The organism is Oscillospiraceae bacterium, from assembly GCA_035380125.1.
In the GTDB taxonomy this organism is placed as follows: domain Bacteria; phylum Bacillota; class Clostridia; order Oscillospirales; family JAKOTC01; genus DAOPZJ01.
The window spans coordinates 59,668-71,683 of the sequence record DAOSWV010000007.1 but is presented as its reverse complement, the minus strand read 5'-3'; the positions used below and the strand labels follow the sequence as shown (position 1 = coordinate 71,683).

The 12,016-nt window shown below is 51.7% G+C and carries 14 protein-coding genes; 13 read left to right on the top strand and 1 reads right to left on the bottom strand.

The window, feature by feature from the left end; translation table 11 throughout:
* The first annotated feature begins 5 nt into the window (after nt 1-5).
* The 13 genes from PK629_03850 (at nt 6) to PK629_03790 (ending at nt 11,102) form a co-directional block, all read left to right on the top strand.
* Entirely contained in the window at nt 6-827 is an 822-nt protein-coding gene (locus PK629_03850; GenBank protein ID HOP10607.1) for an FtsQ-type POTRA domain-containing protein, read from the top strand.
* A gap of 116 nt (nt 828-943) precedes the next feature.
* Nucleotides 944-2,146, top strand: coding sequence for a cell division protein FtsZ (ftsZ, locus tag PK629_03845; protein ID HOP10606.1), 1,203 nt, complete (start codon nt 944-946; stop codon nt 2,144-2,146).
* Between the two features lie 61 nt (nt 2,147-2,207).
* Nucleotides 2,208-3,095, top strand: coding sequence for a serine/threonine-protein phosphatase (locus PK629_03840; GenBank protein HOP10605.1), 888 nt, complete (start codon nt 2,208-2,210; stop codon nt 3,093-3,095).
* Nucleotides 3,096-3,202: 107 nt separating this feature from the next.
* Nucleotides 3,203-3,724 carry a FumA C-terminus/TtdB family hydratase beta subunit gene (locus PK629_03835; GenBank protein HOP10604.1) on the top strand — a complete coding sequence of 174 codons (522 nt, stop codon included), beginning with the start codon at nt 3,203-3,205 and terminating at the stop codon, nt 3,722-3,724.
* Nucleotides 3,725-3,750: 26 nt separating this feature from the next.
* Entirely contained in the window at nt 3,751-4,374 is a 624-nt protein-coding gene (locus PK629_03830; protein ID HOP10603.1) for an SIS domain-containing protein, read from the top strand.
* A gap of 62 nt (nt 4,375-4,436) precedes the next feature.
* Nucleotides 4,437-5,408 (top strand): helical backbone metal receptor, encoded by a 972-nt coding sequence (locus PK629_03825; GenBank protein ID HOP10602.1) that lies wholly within the window; start codon nt 4,437-4,439, stop codon nt 5,406-5,408.
* 21 nt (nt 5,409-5,429) lie between these two features.
* On the top strand, nt 5,430-6,803 hold the full coding sequence (locus tag PK629_03820) for a potassium transporter TrkG (GenBank protein ID HOP10601.1): 1,374 nt from the start codon (nt 5,430-5,432) through the stop codon (nt 6,801-6,803).
* Nucleotides 6,804-6,837: 34 nt separating this feature from the next.
* Complete coding sequence (locus PK629_03815) at nt 6,838-7,473, top strand: TrkA family potassium uptake protein (GenBank protein HOP10600.1); 636 nt, start codon at nt 6,838-6,840, stop codon at nt 7,471-7,473.
* Nucleotides 7,474-7,487: 14 nt separating this feature from the next.
* Nucleotides 7,488-8,159, top strand: coding sequence for an NAD-binding protein (locus tag PK629_03810; protein HOP10599.1), 672 nt, complete (start codon nt 7,488-7,490; stop codon nt 8,157-8,159).
* Nucleotides 8,160-8,187: 28 nt separating this feature from the next.
* Nucleotides 8,188-9,372 (top strand): hypothetical protein, encoded by a 1,185-nt coding sequence (locus PK629_03805; GenBank protein HOP10598.1) that lies wholly within the window; start codon nt 8,188-8,190, stop codon nt 9,370-9,372.
* Between the two features lie 3 nt (nt 9,373-9,375).
* Nucleotides 9,376-9,579, top strand: a complete 204-nt coding sequence (locus tag PK629_03800) for a DUF896 domain-containing protein (protein HOP10597.1) — start codon at nt 9,376-9,378, stop codon at nt 9,577-9,579.
* Nucleotides 9,576-10,283 carry a GNAT family N-acetyltransferase gene (locus PK629_03795; GenBank protein HOP10596.1) on the top strand — a complete coding sequence of 236 codons (708 nt, stop codon included), beginning with the start codon at nt 9,576-9,578 and terminating at the stop codon, nt 10,281-10,283. The genes PK629_03800 and PK629_03795 overlap by 4 nt, the downstream gene beginning before the upstream one ends.
* A 135-nt stretch (nt 10,284-10,418) precedes the next feature.
* Complete coding sequence (locus tag PK629_03790; GenBank protein HOP10595.1) at nt 10,419-11,102, top strand: hypothetical protein; 684 nt, start codon at nt 10,419-10,421, stop codon at nt 11,100-11,102.
* Nucleotides 11,103-11,174: 72 nt separating this feature from the next.
* Here the strand turns inward: PK629_03790 and PK629_03785 are convergent, their stop codons facing one another.
* Nucleotides 11,175-12,008: a sugar phosphate isomerase/epimerase gene (locus tag PK629_03785; GenBank protein ID HOP10594.1), complete on the bottom strand. Its 834-nt coding sequence runs from the start codon at nt 12,006-12,008 to the stop codon at nt 11,175-11,177.
* Nucleotides 12,009-12,016: the final 8 nt, after the last annotated feature.

Here is a 12,016-nt window from a genome sequence, read left to right as displayed (position 1 = left end):
TGAAAATGGCCGAAGTGAGAAATATAAAAAAAAGGAAAAAGAGGCGTGTAGTCCCGACTGGTTCACAGCCGCCGAAAAGGCGCAGGAAAGGCAAGCGCGGCCTCTATGCGGTTCCGATCTTTTTGATTGCACTGATCGTCGGGACCATTTTATGCTGCACGGTATTTTTTAAAATAGAGATGGTCACGGTTGAGGGCAACACACGTTATACCGCCGACCAAATTATTGCGGCTTCTGGCATAGAGACGGGTGAAAATCTGTTGCGTCTGAAAAAGGACCAAATCATCGAGGGCATCACGGACAACCTGTGTTATGCCGAAACGGTTACTATTAAAAAACAATTACCCAATGAGGTGATCATCACCGTCAGCGAGCCGCAACATACGGCAGTCGTCACATTGGGCGCAAGCAATTTATTGCTGATCAGCGGTAAAGGCAGGGTGTTGGAATACGGTTATTCCGGTGCGGGCATCCGATATGAGGGACTCACCGATTTGACGATTGAAAATGGGTATATAGCAACTGCCGAGATTGATGTTTTGGCCCGATTAAGCGCCATCAACGCGGCCTTTGAAGACGGAGGCTTTGGCGGGATTACCGCAGTCGGAACCACGAGCGCCACTGTCAATTATGCTGTTTGGGCGGATCGGATAAAGATTCAACTGGGTTCCGACGAAGATCTTACGCAAAAAGTGAAGTTCGCTAAATATTTCATCGAGAACGAACTCGGTGAAAACGAAACCGGGGTTGCAGACGTGAGTGCCGGTAAACAATTGTATTTTGATCCGGGTCCATGGACGGGCTCAGAACCCGAATCAGCGGAATAAGAATGTAAATTCCGACTGTGAAACGAGCCGGAAAGTATTGAAAACGGCGGTAATATCTGTTATAATCTATAGCAAGACAGATATTCGCCGGAAAAATGATGGGGAGGAAAAATCATATGCCGTTTGAGTTTGATAATGAAACCACCAGAGGCGTGAATATAAAAGTTGTGGGTGTCGGCGGAGGCGGCGGAAACGCCATCAGCCGTATGTGCAAATCCGGAATGACCAGCGCAGAATTTATCGCGGTCAACACGGACAAGCAGGCACTCGATTTTGTTCAGGCGACGCAAAAACTCCAAATCGGAGATAAAGTCACCAAAGGACTGGGTGCGGGTTCGATTCCCGAGCGGGGACAGCGTGCCGCAGAAGAGAGCCGCGACGACATCGCTGCGACGCTGCAGCGGGCCGACATGGTCTTTGTCACCGCCGGAATGGGCGGTGGCACCGGAACGGGTGCGGCGCCGATGGTGGCTTCGATCGCCAGAGAACTCGGCGCCCTTACCATCGGTATCGTCACCACCCCGTTTACATGGGAAGGCCTCAAGCGAACGAAAAACGCGGAAGCAGGCGTGGCGATGCTTCAGGAAACGGTCGATGCGTTAATTATCGTACCCAACGACCGGCTCAAACTGGTCTCCGAAGAAAAAATCACACTGCTGAATGCGTTTGAAATCGCCGATGACGTGCTCCGTCAGGGTGTTCAGAGCATCTCCGATCTCATTAACGTTCCGGGGCTTGTCAACCTCGACTTCGCCGATGTCTCGGCCGTCATGAAGGACGCCGGATATGCCCATATGGGTATCGGAAAAGCCACCGGCAAAGACAAAGCCATCGAAGCGGCTAACGCAGCCATCACCAGCCCGCTGCTCGAAACCTCCATTTCGGGTGCGCGTTCGGTTATCATCAACATCACCTCTTCGCCGGATATCGGACTTGAAGACATCGAAACGGCATCGACTATGATCGCCCAATCGGCGCATCCCGAAGCAAACATCATCTGGGGTGCCGCGTTCGACGAGATGATGTCGGATGAGATCAAAATTATCGTCATTGCCACGGGGTTTGCCCAGAGCGGCGTGAATTCGGTCGGTAAAGACATCTTCTCCGAACAGGTCAACGGATTGTTCTCCTCGAGCACCCCGAGGCCGCATACCGAATCGGCCAAAACGGTACCCAGCTTCGAACAAAAGCCGCTGCCCAAAACGACGCCGCCGCAGTTTAAACCGCAAACGCCCCAGACGGCTAAAAACGATAAAGCACCTGTCACAAGCGATGATGATTACTTCGACATCATGAACATCTTCAAACATAAAAAATGACAAAAAGCGGCGGGCTCTGCCCGCCGTTTCGCAATAAATGATTGTCAAAACGGAGAACAATGTGGGGAAAAAAGTAATTTTGGAAGCGGCCGCGCGTTCCGAAACCGGAAAGGTGCGCGGCAACAACGAGGATAACCTCTGTATCGACGGGGAACTGTTCAGCGCGATACAGCTTGACGAAGGCGTACGGTTTGCCGACGCCTTCGATTTTCCGTGTGTCTTGGGCATTTGCGACGGCATGGGCGGGCAGGATTACGGCGAATTCGCATCTGCAATCACGGCACAGGCGATTGCGGAGTTTCGGGATGCCCTGTGCGGAGACGACAGCGAAAAAGCAATCGCAGAATTCGCCAAAACCGCAAACACACGCATCTGCGGAGAGATTACAGCGACCGGTAAGCGCATCGGCACAACCGGTGCGGTCGTGATTTTCAAAACCGATTCGGTGATTTCCGTCAACGTCGGCGACAGCCGAATTTACCACTATCAAAACGGCAGTTTATTTCAAGTGAGCGTCGACCACACTGAGGCGCAGATGAAAATCAACATGGGGCTGATGACACCCGAACAGGCCGAAACCGACAGCAGCAGACACCGCCTGACGCAATACTTCGGAATGTTTGAGGAGGAGATGATCCTGACGCCCGCAATATCCGCAAAAACACCGGAATTGGGCGATATCTATTTGATCTGCAGCGACGGGCTCACCGATATGGTCTCGGATGTTTCCATCGCCGAGATCATCGGACACGGCGGCACCGCTTCTAAAATCGCAGATAATTTGGTAACAGCGGCGCTTGCCGCAGGCGGCGGTGACAATGTGACCGTGGCGGTGGCCAAAATCACCGAAGCCGAAGATGACCGTCCTTTGGTAAAGCGGCTGTTTTCGGGCAAAAAGACTCGATTGAATCCGAATACCAAACACCGTTCGATCTTTGACTTTCGTTGAGATAAGACTGACTGCGGTTGATTTTAACAGGCCGGTGTTGTATAATTCAAAGCGTACGGAGAACTTATATTCATAATGTTTTCGTACAACGCAAAGGAGGGGCTCATGTGACTGAGGTGACGACAAAACAGCTCGCCGAAAAGACGGTTGATCTGCACGCCGGAGACGATATTTTGCTGACCGGTACAATCTACACCGCGCGCGATGCCGCTCATAAACGCCTTGCGCAGCTGATAGAGGAAGAAGAGCCGCTGCCGTTTGAATTGAATGGCGCAATTATTTATTATTGCGGCCCGACCCCCGCGCCGGAAGGTATGGTAATCGGCTCCTGCGGTCCCACAACCTCCTCACGTATGGATCCTTATACGCCGCGGTTATATGGTTTGGGTCTCACCGCGACCATCGGAAAAGGGCGCAGAAGTTCCGGCGTAATCTCCGCAATTCAAAAGAACAAGGCCTATTATCTCTGCGCATTGGGCGGGTGCGGCGCTTTAATCGCCGACTGTGTCAAGAGCAGCGAAGTGGTGGCCTTTGCGGATCTCGGATGCGAAGCCATCCGAAAACTCGAAGTAGAAAATCTGCCGCTGATCGTCGGAATTGATCCGACGGGTGAATCGGTACTAAGATAAAAACAACACCGGAAAGGATTTTTAATATGGATATTCAGGATTTGATCAAACGGCACCCGCAGCTTTTATATTGCGCAGAGGATATTGATGCAGCCGCAAGAGAATTGAAAACCTGCTTTGTGGGCAGCGGACGCGTCTATGTCTGCGGCAACGGCGGCAGCGCAGCCGACAGCACCCACATCGTCGGCGAACTGGTCAAGGGCTTTTTGTCCAAGCGACCGCTGGACGATACGATGAAATGCCGGCTGGCGGCAGCCGATTCGGAACTGGGTGAAAAACTCGGTGAAAAATTGCAGGGCGGACTTCCGGCACACGATCTGTGCGAAAATCTTTCGCTTTCCACCGCTGTTGCAAACGACATCGATCCTGATATGATCTATGCACAGGAACTGATCGCCTACGGGCGGGCGGGAGATATTTTAATTGCCATCTCCACCTCGGGAAATGCCAAAAATACCGCTTATGCCGCTGTGACGGCGCATGCACTCGGTATGACCGTGATCGGGCTGACCGGCGAAGGCGGCGGTAAGTTGAAAGAACACAGCGATCTCTGCATCCGGGTTCCGGAAAAAGAAACTTATAAAGTTCAGGAACTCCATCTGCCGATTTATCATTTCCTCTGCGCCAAAGTCGAGGAAGAGCTTTTCTGAGCGGAATAACCCCATCAAACAGACAGATAATAAATAAAACCATGAATTTCGGGAGATAAACCATGAAAAAACTGTTCGCCGGGCTTCTTGTTATTCTGATACTTATATCGGGCTGTTCGAGACCCAAGAATTACCCCGTCACAGTCGGCGGAGCCGAGATCGCGGATTATCCGATGGCGGTCGTCACCCTCTCGCCTTATATCGGCGAAATCATCTACGGACTGGATCAATCCCAACTGCTGGTCGGACGCAGCGAGTACTGCGATTATAACGGAAACGTGCGCTTGCTGCCGAGTATGGGTACGGTCAATGAACCCGATGTCGACGCCATCATCGCACTTGCCCCGCAGGTCGTGTTTACGGCCGTGGAGCTGCCGCAGGAGGCAAGTGTTAAATTGGCCGAAAATAATATCCAAATCTGCGTACTGCCGATCCCGACCTCGATTGAGGAAGTCGAACAGCGGGTGAACGAAATCGCCAAAGTGCTGCGCGGAACCAATCGCGCAGAAGCTCTTGCACGTGACTATTTGGCCGATTTTGAGCAGAAACTCGACTATGTCGCTTACAAACTCAAAAATGTGGACGAGCCCACGGGCATCTTCGTGCTTTCGAATCAAGGTGCGGTGGCCACGGGCGACACGCTTGCGGGTGTGATCATGCAGCTTGCCGGCGTGACCAATATCGCGGCAAATCAACGGGGTTATACGATGTCGTTCGAAGAAATTTTAGCAGCGGACCCCGATCTGATCATCGTCTCGAATCCACCCGCAATTACCTATATCTACGACAGCGATTTTTCGCAGCTCTCCGCGGCTTCGGCGGGGAAAATCTATGAGATCGACAACAGCTTTGTCGAGAAGTACACGCCGTCGGTGACGGACATGCTTTATGCGTTGGCATATGCGATTCACGGTGACGCGATGGCTGCCGTTGACACGAGCAGCGCGCCTGAAAAACCGAGCGTCTCGGTGCCCGACGTCAATTCCGAACAGGCGGAGTCCTCGCAGGAAGTCTCCGAAGCGGTTTCCGGCTGAGTGAAGGAGTAAATATAAAACATGCTGAAAAAGAGGAAGAAAGGGATTTTTTCGTCGGTCTCACCAGCGGTATCGATCGTCGTCAGCTTTCTCGGTTTGATTTTACTGGGAGCGCTGCTTTTGATGCTGCCGATTGCGACTCGGCATCGTGTTGCCACCGGGTTCACCGATTGCCTGTTCACAGCCACTTCCGCGACCTGTGTAACTGGACTGGTGGTCAAAGATACATATAATTACTGGTCGGTTTTCGGACAGACCATCATTCTGGTATTGCTGCAGACCGGCGGTCTGGGGTTGATTACGATCACACTTTTCGTCGGCAGCTTTTTGAAGCGTAAATTCGGACTCAAGGACCTTTCACTCGCGTCGGAATCGGTCAGTTACAATTCTCTGCCCGAAGTCTGGACGATTTTGCGCATGGTTGTGATGTTTTCGTTTGTCATCGAGGCCATGGGTGCCATTATTTTAATGCCGGCATTTGTAAATCGATACGGTTCGGGCGGTATTTTTCGGGCGATATTTATCTCGATTTCGGCATATTGCAACGCCGGTTTTGACTTAATGGGCAGCGAAGGCGCCTTTTCCAGTTTGATCTCATTTCAGGATTCCCCGGTGGTTTTAATCACTGTTATGGCTTTGATCGTCATCGGCGGTTTAGGGGTGTTGGTCTGGTACGATCTGTTCGGTACGTTTAAAAAGCGCGGCATGATGCTGCATTCTTCACTGGTCTTTAAGCTCACAGGTGCTTTAATCCTGTTCGGCGCAGTGATCTTCTTCATGTCGGAATATTATAACCCCGGCACCATCGGTAATATGGATCTCGGCGGAAAAATTCTCAATTCGGTTTTCCAGTCGATCACGACCCGTACGGCGGGCTTTTCGACCGTGGGAGTCGCAAACTTATTTACGCGCACAAAAGTGCTGTTCTGCCTGCTGATGTTCATCGGCGCGGCACCGGGTTCCACCGGCGGCGGTATCAAGATCACAACCTTCTGGGTGGTCGTCATGACGATCTGGAGTTTTTTGCGCGGCAGGCAGGACACGGTGATCGGCGGCAAAAAGATTCGCAGTGATGTGGTCTACCGCGCTCTTACGATTATGATTTTGATGCTGGCAATGGTTTTCACTTCGGCAGCTATCATCTTCTCCAATGAGATTGTGGTGCAGGAGATCAGTCCCATGGACACGCTGTTCGAGGTGTTTTCCGCGGCGGGCACGGTCGGCTTGAGCTGCGATCTGACGCCGACGCTGTTGGACAGTTCGAAATATATTTTAATGGCGAACATGTTTTTAGGCCGCGTGGGGCTTGTGACGTTTGCATTAGCGGTAACAACGCACCGTGCAACCCGCAATAAAAACGAGATTCTGCCGGAGGGCAAGATCATCGTCGGATAATTTAGATGTCTTTGAGCGAAAGGACGGTCATGGTATGAATATTTTGATCATCGGATGCGGAAAAGTCGGCTCGGCGCTGGCGTCGCGTCTGTCGGAGGCGGGGCATGATATCTCGGTCGTCGACAGCGATGCGCGCAATTTTTTGCAGTTGTCAAGCGATTTCGCGGGAATGACTTTCGAGGGCTTCGAATGCGATCAGGACGTTTTACAAAGAGCCGGTATTGCCGCCTGCGACATTGTGGCGGTCGTCACGCACGACGACAACATCAACATTATGGCGGCTCAGATCGCACATAATGTATTCAATGTCCGGCGGGTGGTCACACGAATTTATGACCCCGAGCGTGAAGATGCTTACAACCGCTTTGGTCTGCAGACCATCTGCCCGACCAAGCTGACCATCGACGCGGTCTATTCGGCGACGGTAGAGGCGGAAATGGCGCACAAGACCCTGCACTTCGGTATGAGTACGCTCTCGTTTACCATTGAAAACCCCGACGAACATGAGACCGGAATGACCCTGGCTGAACTTGCAAAGGTTTACGCGCAGGAAGGTGTGCTGTTATTCGGAGCGATGCATGCCAGCGGCGATATGACCATGGTCGTGGAGCATCCCGAGCGTAAACTCGGCGCCAGCGACCGGCTGGTTGTCTCACATAAAGTGGATTAGGAGGGATGGATCGGATGACAGTTGTTATCGTCGGCCTGGGAAAGGTCGGATATAACCTCGCCAAGACCCTGATTGAGGGCGGGCACAAAGTCAAAATGATCGAGCTGCGGCCCGAGATCTGCACCAAAGTCGCAAACGATCTGCACCGGTCGGTCATCTGCGGTGACGGCAGCAAAATTGAAGAACAAACTGCGGCAGAGACCGATAAGGCGGATGCCTTTATTGCAGTTACCGGTAAGGACGAGATCAATTTGATCTCCTGTCAGCTGGCCAAAATCCGCTTCGGCGTCAAAAAGACGGTCTCCAGAGTCAACAATCCGAAGAATCTTCAGGTGGTGCAGAAATTGGGCGTGGATATTGCGGTCAGCAGCACCGGTTATATTGCAAACTTAATCGAACGTCAGCTTGACGATGCCGACAGCCGGTTTTTATCCACGGTCACAGCGGGTCAGGTCTCGATCAACGAGGTCACGGTCACCAAGGGTTCGCCGCTCGAAAACCGTATGATCAAAGAACTCGATCTGCCGCAAAATTGCATTTTGGTTTCGATTCTGCGTGAGGGAAAGATGATTGTCCCGCGCGGCAGCGTCGTGCTTTTAAGAGATGACGTCGTAGTCGCGGCCTCTCCGCCGGCCTATCGCGCCGAGGTCAAGCAGGCATTGAAAAAGGTCTCGGGAGCCACTTGAACAAAATTTTGAAAGGCGGAACACCGATATGGACAAGCTGACAGTGAACCCTGAACCGCGAACGGTCGATTATTCCACGCTGCGTGAGAATACGCCGTTCACTTGGAGTACCGGATCGACCGTCACGGCGCTGATCAAATTGTCGGGGATCAGTTATCGGGAATATTTTCTCGATGTCGAGAAAAATGTCCGGATGTATCAAGAGGGCGAGAAAAAGCTGGCCGAGTTATATCAGGGCTTTCCGATGCCTCAGATGATCACACCTGCAATCAGTTACGGGCATGTGAATTGCCTGGGCGCCGAATTGTTTTTTCCCGAGGACGGTGAAGTCGGTTTGCGTCATATCTGCTCATCGGTTAAAGAGGGCATCGAGCTGTTGAAATCCAAACAGGGCATTGACTTTTCAAAAGAAGGTATGTTCCCGCTTTATATGGAATTTGCCGAAAAACTCCGGGCAGCCTTCCCGAATCGTTCGGTGAGATTTGCGTTCGGTGTCGAGGGCATCATCACAACGGCTTATGAACTGCTCGGCGATCATATTTTCACCGAGATCTACGACGAGCCGGAGGCGACGCTCGAATTCTTTGATTTGCTCTCCGACAGCATCAACGACTATTCCGCCGCTGCCTGCCGTATCAATCATGATACGCCGTATCCGGACATGGAGGGCGGTTATATGGCTGACGACATCGCCAGTTTGATTCCCGACTCCATCTGGCCGGAATTTGTGCTTCCGTTTTGGGAAAAATATTACCGATTCCGCACCACAGGCAAGCGCAACATTCACATTGAAGGACTGCTTCCGAATCAACTAAAATTTCTCGAACAGGCACGTATCGAGCGCTACGACTCCTCGATTTCGCCGATGCTGACGCCGCCGATCATCGAAAAAACCTGCCGTGTGCCGTTCATGTGGCGGGTCGGTTCGTTCCATTTCCCGCAGATGAGCAAACAGGATACGGCGGATTTCGTCTATCTGGCGGCTGCGGACGGCGCAAGTAATGTGCATACCTATATCTGCGGAGATACCCTCGGTCCGGAGACAGTCGAAAAGATGCACATCTTCCGCGACACCGCGCAAAAAGTGCAGAAATTACTGGAAGACGGCATGCCGAGAGCGGAGTTAAGAAAATTCACCGGCTATTCCGACAGTGCCGAATATTGGGACAAATGGGGCGGCTATAAGGGCAAACCCCAAAGGAAAAGGACTTGAATTATGGTGACACAAAAAGAAATCGACCGGATCAACGAACTCGCCAAAAAGCAGCGCGAGGGCGGTCTGACCGAGGATGAAAAGAAAGAGCAGACCCATCTGCGTGCATTATATGTCGCGGCATTCCGCGACAGTCTGCGCGGACAGCTCGACGCCATTACGCTGGTCGACAAAGACGGCAATAAGAGAAAGCTGAAACATAAATGACCGATTTAGAGTTTTGCATTGCATACGCCGAAAATGATCTGCCGCACCGCGCTTTGCTGCTGTATTGCCTCAAAAGCGGCGCGGCTCAAATTTTGTACTGCGGCGAAGACGGCATTTTGATACACGAAGAAAACGCGGGCCATTATTTGCTGTCGGCAAAAGATCATAGGTCGGCGGGGAAACTGATTAAAAGAGTACCTGAAACGGATACAATATTGGCGCATGAGGAATTCTATGACGATATTCTGCGTGCGAAAAACCCAAGTGGGATCACGAGGTGCAATACAGCCGCTTACTTGAAAAAAGAGCCGCCCGAGGCAGTCGATGACGATATCCGCCAATTAACCGTTGTCGATCTGCCGATGATGATAGAGTATTATCACCTGTACACCGACGAGGAATACTTCACCGAGCGACTTGCGGGCGGGTTTATGTACGGCATCTATATTGACGGCAGCCCTGCGGGATTCATCGGTCGGCATGACAGCGGCGAGATGGGATTTCTGGAGGTTTTCGAACCGTACCGTAAAAAGGGACTCGGTTTGAAATTGGAAAAATTTTTGATTCGAAAAGTGCTTGCGGAGGGAAATCTTCCCGTCGGTGAAGTGATCCTCGGAAACACGGCTTCAATGGCGCTGCAGCGCAAAGCGGGTATGCAAATCGACACAAGCCAAACCGTGACTTGGTGGAATTTCGAAACGTAATGCCACAAATTGCATGAAAATTTTAAAGCTTCGGGGCATAATAAACGCGTACCGGATGTGAAACATCTAAAGATGCGAAAGCATCCGAAGATGCAAAAGCATCTTGTACAATTTCAGCAGAAACGATGCATTGCCATGAAAAAGGCACTGATGATCCTTTGCTGTTTGATTCTTTTGCAAGGCGCAGGTTTCACCGCATCAGCGAGCACCGGCGTGTCGTTTACTGTCCGAGAGGATAAAGTCGAGGACGAATCGGTTTCGTTTGTTTGGCGTCATCCCCGCATATACGGACTTTATGACACCGAAACCATGAAGATACTCAACCAGCTTCTGAAAGAGGAAGGACAACGAGCATATCTTGAGGTTCGCTATCGTGCGATGTCGAGCAATGAAAGAGCGACAGGCGAAGTCATTGTGGAAAATACCTGCAACAGCGGAAACATGATCTGTTTTTGCTTTCAAACCGATGCGATTGACGGCAGCGGAACGCGCTATGATTCAACGCGTTATCTCTGTTTGGACACAAGCAGCGGGAAACAGCTCGGTTTTTGGGATCTCTTTATCAAAGACGGCGCAAAGCGAGAAGCTGTCCTGGAGATTTTCGGACGTGAAGTACGCGAGCGCGGTGAACCCGAATCGCAATGGGTATTGAAAAAGATGAAAAGTATCGGCGCAATGTCCTATTTCGCGGACGATGAAATTGGCGTTTTAACGGTTTTATTCAACGACCAGAACGGGAACACTGTCCGAGTCAGCGTTAAGTTTTCCGATTTGACATTGTTTATGAAACCCGAATATACGTCGGTAACCAAACACTGAGAACACAAAAGGAAAAGGGAGGCGGCTTTTTGCCGCCTCCTTTCTCCGTTATTATCTATTCAAAGGGATTTTTTACACAGTCTCGAACTTCGATTTCAAAAAGGCGATGTCAATATCCGCGGTCGCCGGATCCGCGCCTTCGCGCAGCAGCCCAAGACCGGGGCGGCGGGCTTTCAGGTAACCCGAAAGCTTATCATAGTTGACCATGCCTTTGCCAAGCAGGGTCTCTTTCATATTCCCGTCTTGGTCGACTGTGATATCCTTGCAATGAAGCGCCATAATGCGTTCGCCGAATGCGTCAAAACAGCGGTCCAGCAGGTCGTCGTGATTGCGTACCAATTCGGGCGTGTTAATCAGATTGACCGGATCAAAGATGATCTGCAGATGATTGCTGCCGATGATTTCGAGCAGTCGTGCCGCCAATTCGGGGGAATTCAACGTATGTGCGGCAACCGGCTCAACGCCGACAATCGCACCGCATTTCTCGGCCTCCTCCACGAGTTCGCCGATGCTTTTCAATAATGTCTGGAAAGCCTTTTCACGGCCGCTCTCCTCGGCTCTGTAAAGCGTGGTCTCGGTTCCGACCACCAGTCCGCCCATCGCACGGGCATACAGCAGGTGCTCCTTAAAGCGGTGCAGATGCAGACGGCGTGTGTCCTCGTCAGGGTGTACCGGTTCGATGTAGCAGCCGATGACAGCAAGCTCGACGTTTGCCTCTGAAAAAGCCTGATTGATCTCATAACAGAGTCCGGGCGTTAGGCGTCCGATATCCTGCTCCATGCCGGTGATTCCCTTCGAAATCGCCAGTTGGGTGCTGCAAAAGCCCGCGTTCTTGATGGCCTGCGCGAGTTCGCGCGGGGTGCTGCGGCCGTAATCGTGACCGCGTACGCCGATTCTGAAATACATGATAAAAC

Excerpts from the sequence above, each read along its gene's own strand:
- PK629_03815 (HOP10600.1), top strand. The coding sequence starts at position 6,838 with ATGAATATTTTGATCATCGGATGCGGAAAAGTCGGCTCGGCGCTGGCG.
- ftsZ (HOP10606.1), top strand. The coding sequence starts at position 944 with ATGCCGTTTGAGTTTGATAATGAAACCACCAGAGGCGTGAATATAAAA.
- PK629_03825 (HOP10602.1), top strand. The coding sequence starts at position 4,437 with ATGAAAAAACTGTTCGCCGGGCTTCTTGTTATTCTGATACTTATATCG.
- PK629_03810 (HOP10599.1), top strand. The coding sequence starts at position 7,488 with ATGACAGTTGTTATCGTCGGCCTGGGAAAGGTCGGATATAACCTCGCC.
- PK629_03805 (HOP10598.1), top strand. The coding sequence starts at position 8,188 with ATGGACAAGCTGACAGTGAACCCTGAACCGCGAACGGTCGATTATTCC.
- PK629_03850 (HOP10607.1), top strand. The coding sequence starts at position 6 with ATGGCCGAAGTGAGAAATATAAAAAAAAGGAAAAAGAGGCGTGTAGTC.
- PK629_03785 (HOP10594.1), bottom strand. The coding sequence starts at position 12,008 with ATGTATTTCAGAATCGGCGTACGCGGTCACGATTACGGCCGCAGCACC.
- PK629_03830 (HOP10603.1), top strand. The coding sequence starts at position 3,751 with ATGGATATTCAGGATTTGATCAAACGGCACCCGCAGCTTTTATATTGC.
- PK629_03800 (HOP10597.1), top strand. The coding sequence starts at position 9,376 with ATGGTGACACAAAAAGAAATCGACCGGATCAACGAACTCGCCAAAAAG.
- PK629_03795 (HOP10596.1), top strand. The coding sequence starts at position 9,576 with ATGACCGATTTAGAGTTTTGCATTGCATACGCCGAAAATGATCTGCCG.
- PK629_03820 (HOP10601.1), top strand. The coding sequence starts at position 5,430 with ATGCTGAAAAAGAGGAAGAAAGGGATTTTTTCGTCGGTCTCACCAGCG.
- PK629_03790 (HOP10595.1), top strand. The coding sequence starts at position 10,419 with ATGAAAAAGGCACTGATGATCCTTTGCTGTTTGATTCTTTTGCAAGGC.